The 20,813-nt window shown below is 71.5% G+C and carries 20 protein-coding genes and 1 riboswitch; of the genes, 12 read left to right on the forward strand and 8 right to left on the reverse strand.

Features of this window, described 5'->3' with window-relative positions; genetic code table 11:
• Positions 1-50: 50 nt before the first annotated feature.
• Complete coding sequence (locus tag BN39_RS08865) at positions 51-617, reverse strand: TetR/AcrR family transcriptional regulator (protein ID WP_040766067.1); 567 nt, start codon at positions 615-617, stop codon at positions 51-53.
• 99 nt (positions 618-716) lie between these two features.
• Between BN39_RS08865 and BN39_RS08870 the strand changes: the two genes are divergently transcribed.
• A complete protein-coding gene (locus BN39_RS08870) occupies positions 717-1,442 on the forward strand; it encodes an alpha/beta fold hydrolase (RefSeq protein ID WP_019202031.1) in 726 nt (241 codons plus the stop codon).
• Positions 1,443-1,522: 80 nt separating this feature from the next.
• Here BN39_RS08870 and BN39_RS08875 read toward each other — a convergent pair whose 3' ends face one another.
• The 3 genes from BN39_RS08875 to BN39_RS08885 all read right to left on the reverse strand — a co-directional run bounded on the left by BN39_RS08875 (position 1,523) and on the right by BN39_RS08885 (position 6,243).
• Positions 1,523-3,769 (reverse strand): tetratricopeptide repeat protein, encoded by a 2,247-nt coding sequence (locus BN39_RS08875; protein WP_371190630.1) that lies wholly within the window; start codon positions 3,767-3,769, stop codon positions 1,523-1,525.
• 159 nt (positions 3,770-3,928) lie between these two features.
• A complete protein-coding gene (locus BN39_RS08880; protein WP_040766069.1) occupies positions 3,929-4,909 on the reverse strand; it encodes a transporter substrate-binding domain-containing protein in 981 nt (326 codons plus the stop codon).
• On the reverse strand, positions 4,906-6,243 hold the full coding sequence (locus BN39_RS08885; RefSeq protein ID WP_019202034.1) for a hypothetical protein: 1,338 nt from the start codon (positions 6,241-6,243) through the stop codon (positions 4,906-4,908). Before BN39_RS08885 ends, BN39_RS08880 begins: the two co-directional genes overlap by 4 nt.
• A gap of 150 nt (positions 6,244-6,393) precedes the next feature.
• On the opposite strand from BN39_RS08885, the gene BN39_RS08890 reads away from it, so the two are divergent.
• Positions 6,394-6,864, forward strand: a complete 471-nt coding sequence (locus BN39_RS08890) for an NUDIX domain-containing protein (protein ID WP_019202035.1) — start codon at positions 6,394-6,396, stop codon at positions 6,862-6,864.
• 26 nt (positions 6,865-6,890) lie between these two features.
• On the opposite strand, the gene thiE is transcribed toward BN39_RS08890, so the two are convergent.
• Positions 6,891-7,580 (reverse strand): thiamine phosphate synthase, encoded by a 690-nt coding sequence (thiE, locus tag BN39_RS08895; protein WP_019202036.1) that lies wholly within the window; start codon positions 7,578-7,580, stop codon positions 6,891-6,893.
• 19 nt (positions 7,581-7,599) lie between these two features.
• Positions 7,600-7,711: riboswitch (TPP riboswitch) on the forward strand.
• On the opposite strand from thiE, the gene thiO reads away from it, so the two are divergent.
• The 7 genes from thiO to BN39_RS08925 all read left to right on the forward strand — a co-directional run bounded on the left by thiO (position 7,707) and on the right by BN39_RS08925 (position 14,470).
• Positions 7,707-8,735 (forward strand): glycine oxidase ThiO, encoded by a 1,029-nt coding sequence (thiO, locus tag BN39_RS08900; protein WP_040767113.1) that lies wholly within the window; start codon positions 7,707-7,709, stop codon positions 8,733-8,735. Its footprint overlaps the riboswitch before it by 5 nt.
• Positions 8,726-8,923: a sulfur carrier protein ThiS gene (thiS, locus tag BN39_RS08905; protein ID WP_019202038.1), complete on the forward strand. Its 198-nt coding sequence runs from the start codon at positions 8,726-8,728 to the stop codon at positions 8,921-8,923. Before thiO ends, thiS begins: the two co-directional genes overlap by 10 nt.
• The gene (locus tag BN39_RS08910) at positions 8,916-9,686 is read left to right on the forward strand and encodes a thiazole synthase (protein ID WP_019202039.1); all 771 of its coding nucleotides are present in this window, start codon (positions 8,916-8,918) and stop codon (positions 9,684-9,686) included. The genes thiS and BN39_RS08910 overlap by 8 nt, the downstream gene beginning before the upstream one ends.
• 27 nt (positions 9,687-9,713) lie before the next feature.
• The gene (locus BN39_RS08915) at positions 9,714-11,120 is read left to right on the forward strand and encodes an AarF/ABC1/UbiB kinase family protein (protein WP_019202040.1); all 1,407 of its coding nucleotides are present in this window, start codon (positions 9,714-9,716) and stop codon (positions 11,118-11,120) included.
• Positions 11,121-11,131: 11 nt separating this feature from the next.
• A complete protein-coding gene (locus tag BN39_RS22190) occupies positions 11,132-11,854 on the forward strand; it encodes a TetR/AcrR family transcriptional regulator (RefSeq protein WP_051158989.1) in 723 nt (240 codons plus the stop codon).
• The gene (locus tag BN39_RS22195; RefSeq protein WP_019202042.1) at positions 11,851-12,471 is read left to right on the forward strand and encodes a TetR/AcrR family transcriptional regulator; all 621 of its coding nucleotides are present in this window, start codon (positions 11,851-11,853) and stop codon (positions 12,469-12,471) included. Before BN39_RS22190 ends, BN39_RS22195 begins: the two co-directional genes overlap by 4 nt.
• Positions 12,472-12,631: 160 nt before the next feature.
• The gene (locus BN39_RS08925) at positions 12,632-14,470 is read left to right on the forward strand and encodes an HNH endonuclease signature motif containing protein (protein ID WP_081585969.1); all 1,839 of its coding nucleotides are present in this window, start codon (positions 12,632-12,634) and stop codon (positions 14,468-14,470) included.
• 16 nt (positions 14,471-14,486) lie between these two features.
• Here BN39_RS08925 and BN39_RS08930 read toward each other — a convergent pair whose 3' ends face one another.
• Positions 14,487-15,383 carry a serine hydrolase gene (locus BN39_RS08930; RefSeq protein WP_148281448.1) on the reverse strand — a complete coding sequence of 299 codons (897 nt, stop codon included), beginning with the start codon at positions 15,381-15,383 and terminating at the stop codon, positions 14,487-14,489.
• Complete coding sequence (locus BN39_RS08935; protein ID WP_019202045.1) at positions 15,367-16,893, reverse strand: serine/threonine-protein kinase; 1,527 nt, start codon at positions 16,891-16,893, stop codon at positions 15,367-15,369. The genes BN39_RS08930 and BN39_RS08935 overlap by 17 nt, the downstream gene beginning before the upstream one ends.
• 84 nt (positions 16,894-16,977) lie before the next feature.
• On the opposite strand from BN39_RS08935, the gene BN39_RS08940 reads away from it, so the two are divergent.
• The 3 genes from BN39_RS08940 (at position 16,978) to BN39_RS08950 (ending at position 19,992) form a co-directional block, all read left to right on the forward strand.
• Entirely contained in the window at positions 16,978-17,916 is a 939-nt protein-coding gene (locus BN39_RS08940; protein ID WP_019202046.1) for an ABC transporter ATP-binding protein, read from the forward strand.
• Positions 17,913-18,671 carry an ABC transporter permease gene (locus BN39_RS08945; RefSeq protein WP_019202047.1) on the forward strand — a complete coding sequence of 253 codons (759 nt, stop codon included), beginning with the start codon at positions 17,913-17,915 and terminating at the stop codon, positions 18,669-18,671. Before BN39_RS08940 ends, BN39_RS08945 begins: the two co-directional genes overlap by 4 nt.
• Before the next feature lie 121 nt (positions 18,672-18,792).
• Complete coding sequence (locus tag BN39_RS08950; protein ID WP_019202048.1) at positions 18,793-19,992, forward strand: AbrB family transcriptional regulator; 1,200 nt, start codon at positions 18,793-18,795, stop codon at positions 19,990-19,992.
• On the opposite strand, the gene thiD is transcribed toward BN39_RS08950, so the two are convergent.
• The gene (gene thiD / locus BN39_RS08955; protein ID WP_019202049.1) at positions 19,958-20,800 is read right to left on the reverse strand and encodes a bifunctional hydroxymethylpyrimidine kinase/phosphomethylpyrimidine kinase; all 843 of its coding nucleotides are present in this window, start codon (positions 20,798-20,800) and stop codon (positions 19,958-19,960) included. The genes BN39_RS08950 and thiD overlap by 35 nt on opposite strands.
• Positions 20,801-20,813: the final 13 nt, after the last annotated feature.

The following is a 20,813-nucleotide window of genomic DNA, read 5'->3' on the forward strand; positions in this document are numbered from 1 at the left end:
GCCGGCGTACAGCATCGTCGGACTTCGGGCCGCGCGCGGAGGCGGTCGGTTCAGGTCGTGACGCCGGCGAGGACGATATCCACGACTCGCTCGATGTGCGTGTCGTCGGCGGTCTTCGCGCGGGCGACGGTGTGCAGCCAGAGGTCGCCGCCGATCAGGTCGACGATCATCGCCGCGTCCGTCATGTCGGCGAGCTCGCCGCGCGCGTGCGCGCGCTCGAAGATCACCTGCTCACGCTGGAGGCGGTCGGCGAAGAACGTGCGGGCCGCGTGAGCGGTCGCGGGTCGGTCCGGTAGCGCCGCGAGCGCGGCGGTGATGATCCGGCGGGGCTCGTCGTGCGTGAGCAGGCGATTGATCCGCTGTCCGAGCGCAACGAGATCGCCTCGCAGACTGCCGGTATCGGGGATCTCGAAGGCCAGTTGCGGAGCCTGCAGGAGCGCGTCGGCGAAGACCTCGTCCTTGGTCGCCCACGTGCGGTAGATCGTGGTCTTGTTCACGGCCGCCCGCGCGGCGATCGCCTCGACGGTCAGAGCGTCGTATCCGTGCTCGGCGAGCAACTCCAAGGTCGCCGAGAAGATTGCCTCCGCCTTCCGCGGTCGCGATGGAGTCCGGTTCACGGTCTTGAGGCTACCCGACTATGCAACGGTGCGTTGCATAGTCGGATGCGAGTGTGTTAGACCTCCAATGCAACGATCCGTTGCATTGGAGGTGTACCCATGACCGCTTCTCTGCCCGTGGTGTTCGTCCACGGCGTCCGCTTGTCCGGTGCGTGCTGGCAGCAGCAGGCACGTCTGCTCGGCGCTCGTGATGTGGTCGCGCCCGACCTACCCGGTCACGGAACCCGTCGAGGAGAGGCGTTCACCGTCGGCGCTGCCGTGGACGCAGTCGTGAGCGCCATCGACCAGGTCGGCGGGCGCGCTGTGCTGGTCGGGCACTCACTCGGCGGGTTCGTGTCGATCGCCACAGCCGCACATCATCCGGATCGCGTTGCGGCCCTGGTCGGTGTCGGTTGCTCCCTGGTGCCCGGTGTCGCATTGCGCGGCGCGTTCCGACTGGGGCATCGCGTGCTCACGGCTTTCGGCGACGATGGGGCGGCGGCCAGCGCTCGCACGCTGCGGAGAGTGCTACCGAGCGAGGTCGCCGAGCCCGTGATCGCGGCGGGCATCGCGACCGAGGTGGTCCCGTCGGTGATGGACGCGGCCGCCTGGATCGACTCGATCGATCTGCTGGCGCGGTACCGCGGGAGGGTGCTGCTGCTCAACGGCGGGCACGACCACTTCCGCTTCGGTGAGCACAGGTTCCTCGCGGCGACGTCCCACGGCAGTCTGCAGGTCGTCCCAGGTGCGGGCCATTACCTGCCGCTCACGCACGGCGAGGTGTGTGCACGCGTCGTGGACGACGTCGCCCGCCTTGCTGCGGCCGACGCGACGGTGACGGCGTGACAGCGTGGAGCCGTCTCCGGCACGCCGTTGTATTCGGTTGACGGCGATGACATGAACGCCTCTCCAGGGGTGGCGGTCGATCAGAAGACCGTGCGCGGCCGGATGGCGTTCGCCAGGTCCACCAGCGCGTGCCGCTGCCGCTTGCGTTCGGCGAGCGCCGCCAGGTCGCGCAACGACTTCTCCGCGGCGGTGCGCAGCCCGCGTTCGGTGAGCGCGTGGTCGAGGATCGTGGCCTTCCCGTCCAGGCGGCCGTGCTGATTGCGGTGCTGCACCCAGCCGAGGGAGACGCCCAGTACCAGCGCCCGCAGCTGCAGTCTGCGGAACTCCGACTTGGGTAGCGTGCGGACGCGGCGCGCCGCCTCCTGCAGTTGCGCCTCGGTGACCTCCGCGAGGTCGCGCCCGTGCACCAGCGCCACGACGGACGAGCACAGCGCGTTGTGGAAGTGCCGGCTCGTGGACGGCACCTGGTCCAGGATCTCCACCGTGCCCGCCACATCGCCGCCGGCCCGTCGCATCCGGGCCGCGCCGAAGGCGGCGGAGATGATTCCGCGGTCGGTGCGCCACACTCCCTCGTATCGCTCGCGAGCCCGGTCGCGCCAGCCCTCGGGATCGGATTCGCCGGACAGGTAGCAGAATTCGGCGGCGACGGCGGCGGCGAGCTTGGGGGCGGCCTCGCCGGGCGCCTGGTCCGTGACCGCCTCGAAATGGTCGTAGGCCGTGGCGTAGTCGCCCTGCATCAGCGCCGTCTCGGCGCGGTACCAGGTGACCTGCCACCGGTGCGGCTCGCGTTCGGCGAGCGAATTCAACAGGGAGGTGGCGGCATCCACCTCGCCGAGCTCCAGGTGCGCGCGGGCCTCGGCCAGGTCGATCTCGACCGTGCCGGCCATCGCCTCCCGCAGTTCGGCCAGCGAGTCGAGGATCTGTGTCGGGTCGCTGCGCATGGTGAGGGCCAGCACGCCGGCCGCGGGGTCGGACGGGTTCGCGATCGGGATCGGTAGCGCCGCCAGCACCTCGGGGGCGCGCAGCATGTCGTCGTGCACGTCGGGATCGGGATCGACCGCCCGTAGCATCAGCTCCACGCCGAACGTCGAGCGCTGCGGCGTGAACACCACGGACAGGCCCGGTCGCGGCTCGCCGGACTTGGTGGACAGGCATTCCCGGAGGACGCCGAGCAACTGGTCGGTGAGCTCGTTGGCGGAGGCGAAGCGCTCCTCGGGGTCCTCCGCCGTCGCCTTGATCAGCAACCGGTAGAGCGAGTTGTACTTGGCCAGCGTGGGATCGTCGGTGGGCGTGGGCAGGCCGTCGACGTAGCGGCCGCGTTCCATCGGCACGTCGGACACGAGGACCGCGAGGGTGCGCCCCACCGTGTAGACGTCGGAGGCCGTGGTGGGGCCCGTCTTCGCGATCTCCGGCGCCTGGAAACCCGGTGTGCCGTAGATGTATCCGTACCCGCCGAGCGGGGCGACGGCACCGAGGTCGATCAGCTTGACGTCCTCTTCGCTGATCATGATGTTGTCGGGCTTGAGGTCGTTGTACGCCAGGCCCAGCGAATGCAGGTAGCCGAGGGCGGGCAGCACTTCGAGGATGTAGGCGATCGCCTGTTCCACCTCGATGTGGGTCTCCTCCGGGGTGCCGAGCGTCGCCTCGGCCTCGGAGAGGATCTCCTTGACCGTCTTACCCGGTACGTACTCCATGACGATGTACCCGATCTGGGTCCCGTCCGGATCGGGGTGCTCGACGAAGTTGTAGATCTTGACGATCGACGGGTGCGTCATCTCGGCGAGGAACCGCCGCTCGGACACGGCGACGGCCTGGGCCTGCGCGTCGCCGGAGTTCAACAGCCCCTTGAGGACCACGGGGCGATCGACCACGTTGAGGTCGGTCGCCAGGTAGATCCACCCCATGCCGCCGTGCGCGATGGCTCCCTGGATCTCGTACTGATCGGCCACGATGTCGCCGGGCTTGAGGGCGGGTTCGAAGGAGAACCGCGCGCCGCAGTGGGGGCAGGTGCCGATCAGCGCCCCCGGCTCACCGTCGTGCCTGCGGCCGACCGGCTTGCGGCAGTTCCAGCAGTACCTCTTGCCCTCGGCGATGATCGGGTTGGTGGTGATCGCCTCGGACGGGTCCACCTCGGTGATGCGGGGGATCTCCACGAGTCCGCCGCCCACCCGGCGGCGTGCGGCGACCCGGGTGGTGGTGACCGATCGTCCCGGCCCGTTGCCGAACCGCGGCGTCGCGGCCGTCTCGACCGCCTGCTGCGGCGGCGGCACGGCGGTGACCTGGGTGCCCACGGGCGGGGGTTCCGTGTCGTCGAACAGGTCCGTCATCGGGGCGCCGACGGTGCCCTGCTCCTCGTCGTCCTCGTCGTCGCCGAGCGCGACCGCCTGGGCCTCGGTCTGCGGGCCGTCGTCGTCCTCGTCGTCGAAGACCACGGCCTGCGCCTGTGTGTGTTGTTCTTCGTCGTCGCTCATGCCGCTCACCAGCCCCTAGCCCGTGTACTGCGCCGCCGGCGCGGACCACACCGGGCCCAACGACGGGCGGAACCACTCGTTGTACAACTGCATCCAGGTGCCGTCGAACGCCATGCGCAGCAGCACCCCATTGACGAAACGCACGAGGTCGGGCCGGTTCTTCCCGATGCCGACCGCGTAGTACTCCAGCCCCATCGACGGGCCCGTGACCTGCAGGTTCGGGTCCTGCGATTCCAGCCCGGCGAGGATCGCGTCGTCGGTGGACACCGCGTCGACCTGCGCCTGCTGCAGCATCACCAGGCAGTCCGACCAGGAGTCGGTCGCGATGACGGAGGCGCTGGGCACGGCCCGTCGTACCCGGTCCAGGGACGTGGTGCCGCGCACCTCGCAGATCCGCCGCCCGGACAGGTCGCCCACGGTGTTGATCGCGGTCCCGCGGGGAGCCAGGATCCGTTGCTGCGCGATGAAGTAGGTCGCGGAGAACGCGACGGACTTCGCGCGCTCACAGGTGGCCGACATCGTCTTCACCACGACGTCGACGGTGCCCTCCTCGAGCGCCTTCTGCCGGTCGGCCGTGGACAGGATCCGGAACTGCACGCGGTTCGGGTCCCCGAAGATCGCGGCCGCGATCCTGCGTGCGATGTCCGCGTCGAATCCCTTGACCTCGCCGCTGATCGGGTCGCGGAAGGAGAGCAGGTTGGAGCCGATGTCGATGCCCACGACGAGCCGGCCGCGGCTCGCGATGTCGGCCATCGTCGACTCCGGAGGCATCTGACCGGCCGGCGGTACCGCAGCGGGGGACAGGGTGCCGGGACACATCGAGACCTCGGCGGGGATCGGAGCGTCGCCGGGGACCGCGGCTCCGGATCCGGGCACGGGCTGGGGGAACGCGGTGACCGCGTCGCCCGGCGCCTCGGGGGCGGAGACGACGCAGCCCGTCGCGCCGAGCGCGACGGACAGGGCCAGGGCGACGCCTCCGGCGATTCTGCGCATCATCGGTACTCCCGTACACGTGGGTAGAAGCCCGCGGCGACGCCCGCGGCGGCGACCACGCACAGCACGAAGGCGCCGGGTCCGGAGAACGCGATCGAGAACCGCGCCGTGTTCACGTTGTCGCGGTACAGGGTCCGCGCCCGCGCGATCGCCGTGGTGAGTTGCCCGTCGAGCGCCCGGTAGGAGACGGCCGCGGAACCGGGATCGGTGCCGATCGCGATGCGGGTGGCGCCGAGGTAGTCGCCGGTGGCCTCACTGGCCGCGATCAGCTGGTGCGCGGCCACCCACCGTTTCGCGTCGGCCCGCGCGCCGTCGACCGCGGCGGCGATCTCGGGGTCCGAACCGCTGACGGAGTCGAGCGTGTTCTGCGCCTGCTCCAGGGTGTCCGCGAACGCGCTGGGCGGCGCGCTGCGGCCCGCGCCGCGCTGCACCAGGGCCATCGTCTCGAACGAGCGGGCCTTCTGGGTCAGGTTGCGCGCCTGCGACAGCGCGTCGACCGCCGCGGTGCCGCGCTGCTCGGCGCGCAACGAATAGGTGGCGGATGTCAGGCCCGCGACCACCACCCACGCGAGGGCGATGGTGAGCGCCGCGGCGGCCACCACCAGCCCGCGGTTGACCAGGCGCTGCGTCCGCCGCGCCAGGTACCGGTGGGTCACGACGAGGGAGGCCAACGCGATCCCGAGGACGCCGTAGATCGCCCACGGCGGCGAGGCGAACTGCGAGTGCGTGTCGCGGAGGTTGTCGGCCTCCTCGCGATAGAAGGACTCGGCGGCGGGCAGCAGCGTCTCCTGCATGAGCGTGGACGCGGTCGCGAGATAGGCGGCCGCGACGGAGTTGTCGAGCCGGTTGTTGGTGCGGGCCGTCTCCACCAGGCCGGTGTAGACGGGCAGGTTCATGGAGATCGTGTTGAGGTACCCCTGCGCCACCGAATCCTCGGGAGGGAGGCTCGCCGCCGAGGTGATCAGGGACTTGCCCGCGGTCGCCATCGACAGCTGATAGGTGTTCTGGATCTCGTCGGCGGGCAGCCCGCCAGCGACGAACGCCGCGTTCGCGGATTCGTTGGCCGCGGACAGCGAGCTGTAGAGCACCTGCGCGGCGTGCGCCCGCGGCTCGAAATCGTTGAGGTTGTCACGCAGCACCTCGGTGCGGGAGAGCTGGCCGGCGGAGGTGAACCACCCCGTGAAGAGGCACATGGTGACGAGCACGATGGCCATCGAGACGAGCTTGCCGGGGCTCGACGTGAAGAACTCGCGCAGCTCCGCGAAGACCGACGACTCGGGGAAGGATCGGAGGCGGAGGGTCGACAGCTGCCGATTCTTCGACGCCTGGGCTGTCACCGCCTGCCCCTTCCCTCGGGTCGCCCGTCAAGCCGCGACTCGCGACCGCGTTGACCGTGTGTCGACCCTATCGCGCAGGGCCCCCGTCGGGCCGTGACCGACGCGCTTTTCGCCGCCCCGAGCTTCCCTCCGTCGGCTACGGTGGGAGCCATGTTGGGTGACGGGAACGGCTGGGTCCACGACCCGGACGGGGCCCGCTACTGGGGCCGCTTCGGCGCGGCGGGTCTGTTGGCTCTGTCGCCGGACGAGACCAAGGTGTTACTGCAGCACCGTGCGTGGTGGAGCCACCAGGGCGGTACCTGGGCACTGCCGGGCGGGGCGCGGGACTCCCACGAGTCCGCGGCCGACGCCGCGCTGCGCGAGGCGTTCGAGGAGACGGGGCTTCCGTCCACCGCCCTGCAGGTGCTGTCCGAGGTGGTCACCGCGCAGGCCGAGTCCGGCTGGACGTACACGACGGTGCTGGCCCGGCTGGTCGAACCCCGGGACCTGGTGCCGAACGAGGAGTCGACGGCGCTGGAGTGGGTGCACCTCGGCGCCGTCACCGACCGCAAGCTGCATCCGGCGTTCGCGACGGCCTGGCCGGACCTGCAACTCCACGTCCGCGCCCTCGCCGACGGGTAGCGCCCGTCGCGGCGCGGCCGTGTTGTTCAGTCGGCCGGGCGCGAGCCCGGGCCACCCAGCGCGGTGCGGAGGGCGCGGGCGGCGGCTTCGGGGTCCTCGGCGGCCGTGATCGCGCGGACCACCACGATCGCGTCCGCTCCCGCCTCGACCACCTCGGGCACGCGCGCCAGGTCGATGCCGCCGATCGCGAACCACTTCCGCGCGGGGGTGGCGGCGGCGGTCGCGCGGACCAGGTCCAAGCCGGGCGCGGTGCGCCCGGGTTTCGTCGGCGTGGGCCAGCACGGCCCGGTGCAGAAGTAGTCGACCCCCGGCTCCGCCGCCCCGGCGCGGGCCTGCGCGACGTCGTGCGTGGACCGGCCGATCACCACGTCGGCACCGACGATCTCGCGGGCGACGGCCACGGGGAGGTCGTCCTGGCCGAGGTGCAGCACATCGGCGCGCGCCGCCCGCGCGACATCGGCCCGGTCGTTCACCGCCACGAGGGCTCCGTGCGCGTGCGCGATCTCGCGCAACTGCTCGACGAGCTCGACCTCCTGCTTCGCCTCGAGCGCCCCGAACTCGCGCTCGCCCGCCGAGCCCTTGTCCCGCAGCTGCACGATGTCGACGCCGCCGCGGACCGCCGCGGCGACGAACTCGGCGAGGTCGCCGCGCTCGCGGCGGGCGTCGGTGCACAGGTACAGGACGGCGGAGTCGAGGCGTTCGCGCGGAGACGGCATGTGCCCAGAGTAGGATGAAGGGCGAACACACGGGAGCCCCGGCCGCGGGGCTGAGAGTGGGGCTCGCCGCGCCCCTGACCGTCAGACCTGATCCGGATAATGCCGGCGAAGGAAGGATCGCAGCAGGTGGATTGCACTGTCTCCGTGGTGGGTGCCGGGACCGTCGGGCTCACCGTCGCATGGTCGCTCGCGCGTGCCGGGGCACGCGTCACCGTCGTCGACCCGGATCCCGGCTCCGGCGCGTCCTGGGTGGCCGGGGGCATGATCGCCCCGTACTCGGAGGCGTGGCCGGGCGAGGAGCCCCTGCTGCGGCTCGGGATCGAGTCGTTGCGCCTGTGGGCGCCGTTCGCCGAGGCCCTGCAACCCTTCGCCGACGGTCCGCTGATCACCGCCCGCGGCACCGTCTGGCTCGCCGTGGACGACGGCGACGCGGCGGACCTCGCCACCGCCACGGCCGCCGTGGGCGACGCGGCGCTGTTCTGGCCGATGCGGCCGTCCGCCGCGGTGCGCGCGGTTCCCGGTGCGGCGCCGCGGATCCGGGCCGCCGCGTCGGTGCCGGAGGAGATCGCCGTGGACAACCGCCTCGTGCACCGGGCCCTGCTCGCCGCCTGCGACGACGCGGGTGTCGTGCTCCGCCGCGAGCGGGTGGAGGACCCTCATGGCCTGCCCGGTGATGCCGTGATCGTCTGTGCCGGTTCGGCTTCCGATCGAATCGCCCCGGGCCTGGGGATCCGGCCCGTCAAGGGTGAGGTGGTACGGCTGCGCCGCGGGCGGCAGTGCCTACCGCCGCCGACGGTGACGGTGCGCGCGCGGGTGCACGGCCGGCAGGTGTACGTGGTCCCACGCGCCGACGGTGTGATCGTGGGGGCGACGCAGTACGAGAACGATCTCGATCTGGCGCCGCGGATCGGCCCTGTGGTGGACCTGCTCGACGACGCGTTCGCGGTCCTCCCGTCGCTGCGGGAGTACGACCTGATCGAGGTGACCGCGGGCCTGCGCCCGTCGACCTCCGACAACGTGCCGGTGATCGCCCCACTCGCCGGCCGCGTGTTCGCGGCGACGGGGCACGGCCGCAACGGGATCCTGCTCGCCCCGGTCACGGGCGCGAGGGTGACGGATATGGTGCTCAACCAGGAGGTGCACGCATGGAGCTGACGGTGAACGGCGAGGATCGGCAGGTGGCGGACGGGACGTCCGCGACCACGCTGCTGGAACAGCTCGGGCTGCCCGACAAGGGCGTGGCGATCGCCGTGAACGGTGCGGTGCACCCCCGGTCGCACTGGGGCGAGGCCCTCCCCGCCTACGCCGACATCGAGCTGCTGACGGCGGTCCAGGGTGGCTGATCGCCTGGTGATCGCCGGTCGTGAGTTCGGCTCCCGGCTGATCACCGGCACCGGCGGCAGCGCCAACCTGGACCATCTACGGGCCGCCCTTGTCGCCTCGGGCACCGAGCTCACCACGGTCTCGCTCCGCCGCACCAGCCTTGCCGAGGGTGGCGGCGTGCTCGACCTGATCAGGGAACTCGGCATCATGCCGCTGCCGAACACGGCCGGGTGCCTGGGGGCCGCGGAGGCCGTGCTCACGGCGCGGCTCGCCCGCGAGGCGCTCGGCACGGACTGGATCAAGCTCGAGGTGATCGGCGACGACGAGACGCTGCTGCCCGACGGGGTGGCGCTCGTCGAGGCGGCGGAGGAGCTCGTGGCCGACGGATTCGTGGTCCTGCCCTACACCAACGACGACCCGATCCTGGCGCGCCGCCTCGCGGACGTGGGCTGCGCCGCAGTGATGCCCGCCGGTTCGCCGATCGGCACCGGCCTGGGAATCCTCAACCCGCACAACATCGAGATGATCGTCGCGCAGAGCGAGGTCCCCGTGATCCTCGACGCGGGGATCGGCACCGCGAGCGACGCGGCGACCGCGATGGAGCTCGGGTGCGACGCGGTGCTGCTGGCCTCCGCGGTGACCCGCGCCGCCGATCCGGAGGCGATGGCCACCGCGATGAGGCTCGCCGTGGACGCGGGCCGCCTCGCCCGCAGCGCGGGCCGCATCCCGCGCCGCAGGTGGGCGCAGGCGTCATCGCCCACGGGAGGGCGGCTCGGCACGTAGCCTCGTCGTGCGGCGAGAGGAGCGGCCATGAGGGATCCGGAGCACACCGGCGAGGGTGCGGGTGCGTCCACGGGCCGGGTCCGTCGCGGGGCGCAGCTGGGCGGCGTCGCCGTGCGGCACGCGGTGCGCACCGCGGCCACCGCTGCCGGCTCCCGGTTCCGCGACGAGGAGGCTGCGCGGGCGGCGCAGGACGCCGCGATGCTGGCCCTGGCCGACGATCTGGTGACGGTGCTCGGCGGTATGCGCGGCGCGGCGATGAAGCTGGGCCAGCTGCTGGCGGTGATCGACATGGGGATCACCAGCAGGAGCGCGAGGGACGAGTTCGCCCACCGCTTGGAACCGCTGTTCCACACGGCGCCCCGCTGGCGCGACGCCGACATGATGCGCCGCCTCGACGAGGAACTGGGGCCGCTTCGGTCGCGGATCGTCGACCTGGAGGGGCCGATCGCGGCCGCGTCGATCGGCCAGGTGTACCGGGGCCTCCTCGACGACGGGCGGCGCGTGGCGGTCAAGATCCAGTACCCGCGGGTCGATGCGATGGTGCGCGCCGACCTCAAGAACATGCGCCTGCTCATGAAGGTGCTGGGCAAGTACGTCCCCGCGTCGAACGCCGAGGCGCTCTCGCAGGAGATCGCGAAACAGGTTCTGGCCGAGCTGGACTTCGCCGCCGAACTCGACCACCACCGCTACTTCGCCGGCCTGTTCGCGGGGCACCCCGCCATCGCGGTCCCCGAGCCGATCGACGAGTTGTGCACCGACCGCGTACTCGTCACCGAGTTCCTGGAGGGACGGCCGTTCGCCGCCGCCGTCGCCGCGGACCAGTCGACGCGGAACCGCGTCGCGGAGGCGGTGTACCGGTTCTACTGCGGCGAGATGTACCGCACCGGTCGGTTCTGTGCCGACCCGCATCCCGGCAACGTCCTCCTCCTCGACGACGGCCGAACGGGGTTCGTGGATTTCGGCATGACCGTGCTCCTCACCGAGGAGGAACACCGGTTCGAGCGGGCGCTGTTCGCCGCGGTGCTGCGGGGGGACAAGACCGAGGTGCACCGCCTGGCGGTGGAGGGCGGGTTCATCGGCCGTCCCGACGTGATGGGGGTCGACGACCTGTCCGAGTTCATCGGGCACGTGGTGGGCTGGCACCTCGAGGAGGGGGAGGTCACCGTCACGCCCGGTACGGCGCGGCACGCCGTGGTCTCGGTGGCGCTCCCGGCGGGCGGCTTCCGGGACAGGTTCGCGGGACAGAAGCTGCAGGAGGCGCACGCGCTCGGCCGCCGCACCGACATCTCGACCGCCGCGCTGCTCGGCGAGCTGCACGCGACCGGGCCGTGGCGTGCCGTGGCCTGCGAGATCCTCGGGATCGGGCCCCCGGCGACCGCGATGGGCGATGAGATTGCAGAGTGGCGGGCCCGCGGAACCCGGCCGGCCCGATAGAATCGATCCTCATGCTGGAGCTGGAGCCCGAGGGGGCCGCGGACCACAGGCCACGCCGTGGCCGTCCGCGCTCCGCCGGACTCGCGGAACGGCGGCGTGAAGAGCTGACCGACGCGGCGTTCTCCGTGTTCGCGGAGCAGGGGTACGAGAAGGCGTCCGTCAGCGAGATCGCCCGGCGCGCCGGGATCGGGCAGGGCACCCTCTACCGCTACGTGGACGGCAAGCGGGAACTGCTGGACCTCGTGTTCGACCGCTGCGTCGACGCGTTGATGACCGCCGTCTCCCCCGACGACGTGCTGTCCGTGACCCGGGGCGAGGTGGGCGATGCGGCACAGGCGATCCGGGCGCTGGGAGAGCGCCTGTACCGTTTGGCCGACGCCCGCCCCGAGCTGCTGAGGATGGTCCTGGTCCAGGCCGGCACCGTCGATGAGGAACTGCGCTACCGGATCCAGGGGCTGTACCAGACGTTCGACTCGATCACGGTGCGCGCGCTGAACAACGCCCGCGACAGCGGCTGGATCCCGGACCGGCGCAGCGATACCGAGGAGACCTACGCGCTGCTGGGGAGACTGCTTCCCGCGCTGGCGGTTCCGGGGATCGTGATGGCGCTGCAGAACGATGACGACGCCGAGCGTCGCGAGACCTACGTGTCGGCCGCCGTGACGATGCTGCAGCGCGGCATCCTGTCGGACGACGCCCGCGCGGCCGACACCCCGCAGGGGGCCGCCGGATGACGGCGAAGACGGTGACGCGGCGCGCCACCGAGCTGCTCGACGCCGCCGTCTCGGAGTTCCTCGCGAACGGCTATGCGGCCGTGGGGGTCAAGGAGATCACCGAGCGTGCGGGTGTCAGCCACGGCACCTTCTACAACTACTTCGACAGCAAACGGCACATGCTGTCCGTGCTGATCGACCGCGAATCGGCGGCGCTCCTCGACACCGTGAGCGCTGCGGGCCGGGTCATGGGCGATCCGGTCACCGTCGCCGGGTTGCGCGCCGCGATCCACGCCGCCACGGCCGGTGTCCTGACCGAGGTCGCGGACCGGATCGACGAGTACCGGTTCCTGCTGTTCGAAGTGCCGGGCGTGGACGCCGACAGCTTCGAGGAGTACCTGCAGTTGTATCGGGAGGCCGTGCGGCGGTGTTCGGGGATCCTGGCCCCGGCGGCGGAGGCGGGCCTGCTCACATCGGCCGTGACCGTGGAGAACATCGCGGAGGGGTGGCTCGGTTACATGACCGGCGTCGTCGCGGCCATGGTGAACGACCTGGACGTGCCGGACCCCGCCGAGACGGCGCGCGTGATCACGAACCTGTTGCTCGGCGGGGCTCCGCGGGCGGGGCGCCCGGCCTAGAGGGCTGCGGGTGTGTGCGTCGGCCCGGCGGCGTTCGATCCGTCTCGGTCGGAGCCGCCGGTGCAGACGTTTCTTGGCGTATGAAACATTCTGCGGGGGAGAGGAATCCCTTAGATGTTCGGTATTGCAACGCCTGAGTGAGCGGCGTAGTATCGAATGTATGAGCACAGCGGACGATAGGTTCGAACACGGGAGGGTGGTCCGCCGGCCGCTGCCTCCTGAGTTCGGGGACGTCGATCTGCTCGATGCCGGCGGAGTTCTGGCGGAGCTCCGAGCGGCGATCACCGAGGCCAACCGTTTGGAGGCCCGGAAGAACGCTCTGCTGTCCCGGTTGTTCGTGGTTCGTGATGATGCGCGGCGGTGCCGGGCCGAGTCCGATCGCCGGTTCGTCGGGGACTGGGATGAGTTGGTCGCCGAGGTGGGTGCGGTGTTGCAGGTCGGGCGGGGTGGCGCGTCCGCGGCGGTGCATCGTGGTCTGGATCTGCGGGAGCGGTTGCCGCGCGTGTTCGCGGTCTGTGCCACCGGGATCGTGACGAACCAGCAGCTCTACCCCGTGCTGCGGTATGCGTCGGCGATCATCGACGATCGCGTGCTGCATGAGTTCGACGTCCGCATGGCCGCCTGGTTATCGGGAATGCTGTCCGATCCGGACACCGCCGTCACCGCCTCAGCAGTGGAGGAGGCGGCGAAGCAGATTCTGGTGCGGATCGACATCGATGCCGTGCCGCAGGTTCCGGAGAAGAAGCCGCGGTTCGGAATCGACATGCATGCGCGGGCGGACGGAACCGTCGATGTCGAAGCCGTCATCCCGAAGGCCGACGGCATCCGGTTCGCCGCTCTGCTTGCGGACATGCTCAAGACCACCTGCCGCAAAGACCCCCGCACCCTCGGCGAACGGCAGGTCGCCGCGCATGCCGCGTTGATCGAGGGCTACGAAACTCTCGGCTGTCAATGCTCCAACGAATCCTGCGAGTACAAGGAACGCCGACCCCGCACCGCGGCCGTGGCATCGGAGGTGAAAGCCCTGGCGCTGATCCTCCTCAACGAATCCGACCTCCGCCCACCGGAACCCGCCGCGGCCGAACCCAAGCCCACCGCCGCCACCGCTGCTGCGGTCGACGACGTGATCACCCTGTTCGACGAACCACCCGCCGCCGAAGACACCACGACCGATGCGGACGACGTAGACGAAACCGGGGACATCGCCTCCGGCGACTCAGGTGCACAGCGCGCGTCGACGCCTCCGGACTCGTCGGGCGCGGCGTATGTGGTGTGCGACGAACTCGGCATCTCCGGGCCGGTCACCGCGGAGCAGGCGTACGACCTGATCGACCACTGCGACACCACCATCCGCACGTTGGGTAAGCGCGACCCCGCCACCGGAGACATCCACCTCACCGGAGCCTCCGGGTACACCCCCACGCAGTACCAACTGTTGATCATGCGGCTGACCTATCCGACGTGTGTGTTCCCCGGATGCAGCGTGCCTTCTACCCGTTGCCAGGCAGATCACGTCGCCGAATACGACCACCGCACCCCCGCACGCGGCGGCCGGACAACGGTCGCCGGGAAGCACGGCCCCGGGAACCTGGTACCGCTGTGCGGATTCCACCACCGCATCAAAACCGAAACCGGATGGCTCTCCGACCTGCTCGACGACGGCACCGTCGAATGGCACCACCCTGCCGGAGGTATCTGGCTCACCCCACCCGGCGCCGCGCAAGAGATCCTCCCCGGCCTCGGGAAACTCATCTGGGACACCCCCGCCCGCTCCGAATCGGAAGAGCCGCCTCAGCCGCAGACCTTCGACACCCACGCCGAACACCGCGCCCAACAACGCCGCGACGAACGCACCCGCAATCGCCGCATCCGCCTCGAGAAGGTCAAGAAGCGCGCCGAGGAACGACTACGGAAAGAACTGGAACGACAACGCAAGCAGGCCGAGGAAGAGGGCGTCGAGTTCGTCCCGAACACCGAACCCGAGCCTCCGCCGTTCTGACTCGCCGAGCCGGACGTCAGCACTGACCGGTGGGGAGTTCTCCGAGGCGCTCGACGAGCGCCGACGCGATCCGGGTGAGGGCGGCCTGGCCGGACGCCTGCGTACCGTCGGACGGGCGCACCGTCAGCATGAAGCCGGTGGTACCCCGCTGTGTGGTGATCGCTCCGAGCTGGCGCACCACGTACCGGCCGTCGGCGCCGGGGCCCCAGCCGCCCTTCACCCCGACCACGCCGGCGGTCCGGTAGAGCCCCCACTGCTGGTTCCCGCCGACCTGTTTCATCAGCTGGAACGTCGCTCTTCCGGCCGGGGTGCAGGGCAGCCGGCTCGCGAATCGCGCGGCGTCGCCGTCGGCCCATTGCGTCTGGCCGAACGCCGTGTACTCGGGTCGCACCCGCCGGGTCTGGACGACGGTGCGCGCGTCCCCGTTCTCCTGCAGCACGGCCTGTACGGCGCGGCCCGCGTCCGCGGGTTGCCCCAGCGATCTCCAGATCTGCTCCGCGGCATCGTTGTCGGAATCGACGATCGCGGCGCGCATGAGGTCGGTGGGCTGCGGCTGCTGCCCGGGCGGTGCATCCGGCAAGGCGGCCATGACGAGCGGGACCTTGACGGTGGACCACGCCACGGCCGCATCGACCCCGCCCCGGGCGACGACGGTGCCGTCGGCACCCGCCACGGCAACGGAGGCGTCACCGTCGACCTTCGAGAGCGACTGTGCGAGAACAGTGTCGGCTCCGGCGGGCGTGCCGGACGGGCCGGAGGAGGAGTGCGGGACCGGCGCGCTCGACGGTGTCGTAGGCGAGGCCTCCGCGGAGCGATCGGCGGCGCGGCCGCCGTCCCCGAATGTGCAGCCGGTCACGAGCGCGACCGCCAGGAGGACCGCCGGGATCGCCGCCCGCTCAGTAGATGTGGACAATCGCCTTGTTCCCTCCCCGGCAGGTGACGATGGTCGTCTCGCCGGTGCACGACATCGAGATGAGGCCCTGATCCGGCGCCTTCGGGCTCACGGCCGCGACGGTACCCGATTGCGGCGCCGTGTATTTCGCGCGGTAGGCGTCGAAGATCGCGCGGGCGAACTCGCACGACGTGTACGGATCGCCGGGCACCCCGGTGCCGTTGTCGGCGGCGACGGCGGTGAACGGCTGCGCCGCATCCGGCGGGCAGGCCGTGGTGTTAGGGGGCTGTGCGGCCCGGGGCGGGGACTGGGTCGTCGTCGGCGTCGACGGTGCGGCGGACTCCGGACCGGTGGGGGAGGCCGCCGTCGACGGCGCCCGGCCTCCGCCCCCGGACGACCAGAGCATCACGCCGACCGCGATCGCCGCGATCAGTGCGACGACGACCGCGGCGAGAACGGGGATGAGCGCGCGGTTGCGTTGCGGCGGTGTCGTGGTCGCGGCGACGAACCCGGGCGCGCCCGCGCCGTATCCGGCGTACCCGGCCGGGCCGGGCGGGCCGGGCGGCGCGCCGGGCGGGGGCACGGAGGTGGGCGGCGCCGAGTGTTGCGGCATCGCGGGGAACGGCGTGGAAACCGGCAAAGTCGGCCGGTTCGCCTCCGGCACCGTCGTCGTGGTGCCCCAGCTCCGGGGGCCGCCGGTGAGCGCCGCGGTCGCGGCCCTGGCCAGCGAGCCGCACGTCGCGTAGCGGTCCTCGGGGCGCTTGGCCATGCCCTTCGCGACCACCGCGTCGAGCGCCGCGGGCACCAGCACCGGCGAATCCACCGACGGGCGCGGCGGTGCCGAGAACATGTGGTGGCGCATCATCTCCGCGAGGGACCGCGCCGCGAACGGTGGGCGGCCCACGAGGAGCTCGAACAACATGCACGCCAGCGAGTAGACGTCCCCGGCCGGGGTCGCGCCGCCACCGTCGAACCGCTCGGGCGCGGCGTAGGCCTGCGACCCGACGAACAGGCCCGCCGAGGTGAGCCGCTCGCCGTCGTCGCCCACCACGAGGCCGAAGTCGAGCAGGTACGCGAAGCCCGACGGGGTCACCTGCACGTTCGCCGGCTTCACGTCCCGGTGGACGAGCCCCTGCGTGTGGGCGGAGTCGAGGGCGGACGCGATCTGAGCGACGAGCTCGACGGCCCGGTCGGCGGGCACGGGCCCGGCGGCCACCGTCTCCGCCAGGTTGCCGCCGTCCACCAGGCGCATATCGAGGAACAGCGTGCCGTCGATCTCCCCGAAGTCGTGGATCGGGATGACGTGCGGGTCCGCGAGACGCGCCGCCGTCCGCGACTCGTGGGTGAAGCGCTCGCGGAATCCCGGATCCTGCGCGGCCGCGCCGTGCAGCAGCTTGAGGGCCACGTCGCGCCCGCGGACGGTGTCGTGCGCCAGGTAGACCTCGCCCATGCCGCCGCGCCCCAGCAGCCGCCCGATCCGGTACGGACCGAAGACGGTCCCGGTGCGTTCCCCCGTGCTCTCCTCGCTCACCCGGCCTCCTCCGGTCCCCGTGACGCGGAGTCTAGGCCGATCGGCGTCCCGGCGGTGTGCGATGACGATTGCTAGCGTGAATCCATGATCGAAGTCGCGGGGTTGACCAAGACGTACGGCGCCGTGCGCGCGGTGAACGATCTCTCGTTCACCGTGCGCACGGGCCGGGTGACGGGGTTCCTCGGCCCGAACGGGGCCGGGAAGTCGACGACGATGCGGTGCATCCTCGGGCTCGACAGGCCCACGGCCGGGGTCGCCACCATCGGCGGCCGGGAGTACCGCTCGCTCGACCGGCCCCTCACCCAGGTGGGCGCGCTGCTCGACGCGAAATGGGTGCACCCCAACCGCACCGCGCGCGACCACCTGCGGTGGCTCGCCGTCGCCAGCGGCCTCCCGGCGGGCCGCGCGGACGAGTGCCTGGCCATGGTGGGGTTGTCCGAGGTGGCGGGGAAGCGGGCCGGCGGATTCTCGCTGGGCATGTCCCAGCGGCTCGGCATCGCCGGAGCACTGCTCGGGGACCCGGCGGTTCTCATGTTCGACGAGCCGGTCAACGGGCTCGACCCCGAGGGCATCGTGTGGGTGCGCACCTTCATGAAATCGCTCGCCGCGCAGGGCCGCACCGTGTTCGTCTCCAGTCACCTCCTGGCCGAGATGTCGCTCACCGCCGACGACGTGGTGATCGTGGGCCGCGGCCATCTGGTGTGGAACGGCACCATGAACGACTTCATCGCCCAGAACTCCGAGCACTCCGTCCGGGTGCGCAGCCCCCGCGACCGCGAGCTCGCGGACGCGCTCACCGCCCGCGGATACGCCGTGAGCTCCGTCCCCGAGCCGGCCCCGGGCGGTGGAGGACGCACCGTGCTGATGGTGCGCGGAGCGAGCAGCGACGCAGTGGGCGAGGTCGCGGCACTCGAGGGACTGCCACTCTCCGAGCTGGCGCCGCAACAGAGCTCGCTGGAACAGGTGTTCATGCAACTGACCGGGGCGACGGTCGAGTACCGGGGACAGGGAGGCGTCGCATGATCGGGCGGGCGATCGCGGCGGAGGTCGTGAAACTCATGACGGTGCGCGCCACGCGCTGGCTGCTCGCCGGGGCGATGGTTCTCGGCCTCGCGATCGTGCTCCTGGTGGGTATCGTGACGAACAAGCTGGGCGAGGACCTCGACAACGAGGTCGTCGTGGCGCTGGCGCCGTTCAGCGGGCTCCCCGGCATCCCGGGTATCGCGGTGCTGGCGTCCACCGTGATCGGGGTCCTCTCGGTGACCACCGAGTACCGGTACAACACGATGCGCACCACCTTCCTGGCCGTGCCCAACCGCTGGGCGGCGATGACCGCGAAGACGGCGGTGGTGGCGTCGGTGTGTGCGCTGGGCTTCCTCCTCGCCGAGGTCCTCTCGATCGCCGTGTTCGCGGTGGTGGGCGGCGGCGGACCGTCGTTCGACCCGTTCGGTGAGGGCGCCGGCACCTACGTGACCCTCCCGATCGCCGCGGCGTTCTGCGCCGTCCTCGGCATCGCGGTGGGCGCCGTGCTGCGGAACGCGGCGGGGGCGATCACCCTCCTGCTGGCCTACCTGTTCGTGGTGGACAACGTGATCACCACGGTGCCGCAGACGCGGGAGGCGGGACCGTACCTGCCGATGTCGAACCTGGAGAACTTCATCGGGATCCGGTTCGGCGACTTCCCCTGGCCGGGAGGTGTCTCGTTCGGCTACCTGGTGGTGGTCATCGGGCTGCTGTGGCTCGCGGCGGTCACGGTGGTCGCGCGCCGGGACGCCTGACGGTGACGCGGGTCTCACTCCAAAATCGTTGGGGTCGAGAAGGATAGCCGATATGTGAGCATCTCGTGAACGTTCGCCGGCACCACTGGTGAGCGGATGGTTCGCAATGCTACAAAGTGGTGTGACCTCGCAAACGACCGTCGCCGACGACCGCCGGGAGGACGACACGGAGGGCCCGTCCGGCGCCGCGCCGCCGCGCCCGGGCGTCCTGCGCGGGCTGCGTACCGCGCGCGGCCCGCGATACGCGGCGGTCGCGATCCTCGCCTGGTTCCTGGCCGAGGCCGCGGGCCTGCTCGGCGTGCCGGCGCCGTCGCTCCTGGCGGCCCTCGCCCTCGGTGCTGCGCTGCGCCTGGTGCTCGGTCGCGAGATCGCCGTCCCCGCCGAGGTGAGCCGGTGGACGCAGGCGTTCATCGGGGTGATGCTGGGCGGCTATCTCAACCTCGCGGCGCTGCGGTCCGTGGGCCCGGTCCTCGCGCCGTTCCTGGGGATCTCGGTGCTCACCATCGCGCTGTCGGCGCTGACCGCGTGGGCGCTGAGCCGCTGGATCACCGGCCTCGACCAGCGCACAGCGACACTGGGGCTGATGGCCGGCGGCTCGTCGGCGGTGGTCACGATGTGCGACGAACTGCACGCCCGCAAGGACGTGGTCGGGGTGATGCAGTACTCGCGGGTGCTGCTGGTGAGCCTCAGCGCGCCGTTCGTGATGACCGCCCTCGCCGGCCCGGCCGGAACGGCCGACCGCCCGCGGCTCACCGATTTCCAGATCGTGGGCCGCGGCGATCAGGTCGCGGGCCTGTCCACCGCCATCGTCTTCGCGATCGCCGGGATGTGGCTCGGCCGCAGGCTCCGGATCCCCGGCGGCGGCCTCATCGGGCCGATGCTCGTGGCCGCCGTGGTCGGAGGAGCGGGACTCACCCGCGGGTTCGCACCGCAGGGCGCGTTCAAGGAGATGCTGCTCATCGTGGTGGGCCTCGAGGTCGGGCTCATGGTCGACAGGAAAGTGATGGGACGCCTCGCGAACCTGTTGCCCGCCATCACGGGCGGCATCGTCGTGCTGTGCGGCGCCGTGGCGCTGCTCGCCGTGGCAGCCGCCCGGCTCACCGGCGTCTCGCTCGCGGACGCCTACCTCGCGACCACCCCGGGCGGGATCAACGCGGTGGTCGCCAGCGCGGCGGGGAGCGGGGACGCCGACATGGCGCTCATCGCCTCGGTGCAGAGCCTGCGCCTGATCATCGTGGTGCTCGCGCTACCGCTGATCGTCACGGCCATGAACCGGCTGCCGGGGTTCAGGAGGGCGCGCGCAGCCGCCACGACGCGTTGACGGGACCGTGCCCGGCACCCACCGGATACGCGGCCGCCAGCGAGCGGGTCACCCACTCCTTGCCGAACGCTATCGCCTCGGGCACCGTGCGGCCGTGCGCGAGGGCGCACACCGTTGCGGCCCCGAGGGTGTCGCCCGCGCCGTGATCGTGCCAGGTATCGATGCGGCGCGCCTCGAACTCGAGGAACTCCGCGCCGTCGTACAGCACGTCGGTGCTCGTCACCGCGGTGCGCAGGTGGCCGCCCTTGACCAGCGCCCACCGCGGGCCGAGGGCGTGCAGCGCGCGGGCGGCGTCCCGCTGCGTGGCCTCGTCGACCACGTCGATGCCCGTGATCAGGCGCACCTCGTCGAGGTTCGGCGTGACCACCCACGCCAGCGGGAACAGGCGGCGCAGCAGCGTGTCGAGTGCCTCCGGCGAGAGCAGTGGATCGCCGTGCTGGGACGCGCACACCGGGTCCACCAGGAACGGGATCGCCGTCCCGATCCCCAGCTCCGTCGCGGCATCGGCGATCGCGCCGATGATGCCGGCGTTCGCCAGCATCCCCGTCTTCACCGCTCCCACACCGATGTCGGCGACCACCGCGCGGATCTGCCCCGCCACCGTCTCCGGCGGAACGGGATGGAAACCCGTGACGCCCAGGCTGTTCTGCACCGTGACCGCCGTGACCGCGCTGGTGCCGTGCACACCGGCGAGCGCGAAGGTCCGAAGGTCGGACTGCAGCCCCGCGGCGCCACCGGAATCGGAGCCCGCGATCGTCATGACCCGTGCCGGGGGCTCACCGTCTGCGGGCAGGGGCAGGTACTGCATGCGTCGAGGTTAG

The sequence above is a fragment of the Tsukamurella sp. 1534 genome (assembly GCF_000312385.1).
Taxonomy (GTDB): domain Bacteria; phylum Actinomycetota; class Actinomycetes; order Mycobacteriales; family Mycobacteriaceae; genus Tsukamurella.

What these genes read in the sequence shown, in the direction of transcription:
- thiS (WP_019202038.1), top strand. Translation starts at nt 8,726, where the DNA reads ATGGAGCTGACGGTGAACGGCGAGGATCGGCAGGTGGCGGACGGGACG.
- thiE (WP_019202036.1), bottom strand. Translation starts at nt 7,580, where the DNA reads ATGCCGTCTCCGCGCGAACGCCTCGACTCCGCCGTCCTGTACCTGTGC.
- BN39_RS08915 (WP_019202040.1), top strand. Translation starts at nt 9,714, where the DNA reads ATGAGGGATCCGGAGCACACCGGCGAGGGTGCGGGTGCGTCCACGGGC.
- BN39_RS08870 (WP_019202031.1), top strand. Translation starts at nt 717, where the DNA reads ATGACCGCTTCTCTGCCCGTGGTGTTCGTCCACGGCGTCCGCTTGTCC.
- BN39_RS08890 (WP_019202035.1), top strand. Translation starts at nt 6,394, where the DNA reads ATGTTGGGTGACGGGAACGGCTGGGTCCACGACCCGGACGGGGCCCGC.
- thiD (WP_019202049.1), bottom strand. Translation starts at nt 20,800, where the DNA reads ATGCAGTACCTGCCCCTGCCCGCAGACGGTGAGCCCCCGGCACGGGTC.
- BN39_RS22190 (WP_051158989.1), top strand. Translation starts at nt 11,132, where the DNA reads ATGCTGGAGCTGGAGCCCGAGGGGGCCGCGGACCACAGGCCACGCCGT.
- BN39_RS08940 (WP_019202046.1), top strand. Translation starts at nt 16,978, where the DNA reads ATGATCGAAGTCGCGGGGTTGACCAAGACGTACGGCGCCGTGCGCGCG.
- BN39_RS08880 (WP_040766069.1), bottom strand. Translation starts at nt 4,909, where the DNA reads ATGATGCGCAGAATCGCCGGAGGCGTCGCCCTGGCCCTGTCCGTCGCG.
- BN39_RS08925 (WP_081585969.1), top strand. Translation starts at nt 12,632, where the DNA reads ATGAGCACAGCGGACGATAGGTTCGAACACGGGAGGGTGGTCCGCCGG.
- BN39_RS22195 (WP_019202042.1), top strand. Translation starts at nt 11,851, where the DNA reads ATGACGGCGAAGACGGTGACGCGGCGCGCCACCGAGCTGCTCGACGCC.
- BN39_RS08875 (WP_371190630.1), bottom strand. Translation starts at nt 3,769, where the DNA reads ATGACGGACCTGTTCGACGACACGGAACCCCCGCCCGTGGGCACCCAG.
- BN39_RS08945 (WP_019202047.1), top strand. Translation starts at nt 17,913, where the DNA reads ATGATCGGGCGGGCGATCGCGGCGGAGGTCGTGAAACTCATGACGGTG.